Source organism: Oleiphilus sp. HI0117, from assembly GCF_001635235.1.
The window spans coordinates 1-626 of the sequence record NZ_LWGA01001437.1 but is presented as its reverse complement, the minus strand read 5'-3'; the positions used below and the strand labels follow the sequence as shown (position 1 = coordinate 626).

1 protein-coding gene is annotated in these 626 nt (G+C 45.0%); it reads right to left on the bottom strand.

Going from position 1 to position 626, the window contains the following annotated elements:
* Window positions 1–495, bottom strand: a 495-nt coding sequence (locus tag A3757_RS24075; protein WP_156506548.1) for an acyclic terpene utilization AtuA family protein, incomplete at its 3' end; no start/stop codon positions are given.
* Window positions 496–626 lie beyond the last annotated feature (131 nt).

Genomic DNA, 626 nt, shown 5'->3' with positions numbered 1-626 from the left:
ATCAGCATCAGAATCTAGCGCGACGGCTATACCGGGCGCTCCTAAATAGGCATTCATGCTAACAAACATTGGTGGCATATCTGCACCGGTAAACATTTCTTTAACGCCTTGCTTGGCATAGTGAGACTTTTTCGGTAGTACGTTGTCGCCATCGACCATGGCAATTTTCAACTCAAGGCCCGTGGATTCAGCTACCTTTTCAAGTGCAGCGACACAGGCTTGCGGGTTAACGCCGCCAGCGTTGCTGATGATTTTGATGCCCTTGGTTTTTATTGTTTTAAGTAAGGGACCCATAGCGGTTTCGACAAAGTCCGAGGCGTAGCCGGCATTGGGGTCTTTCATTTTTTGTCCGGCCATAATAGACATAGTGATCTCGGCTAAATAATCAAAGACAAGGTAATCAATATTACCTTTCTCAACTAGCTGAGCTGCTGCGGTTTCTGTATCGCCCCAAAATGCTGAGGCGCAGCCAATGCGTATGCTGCTTCTTGCCATGATGTTTACCTGTTTCACTAATTAAACGTCTGTTGTTCTAATCATTTGGAACGCTATCACCAAGTCAACTTTACCAAGCAAGCGCTTGGTTTGTAAACCCTGTATTTTGCGTTATGATGTTTATCTGAAAT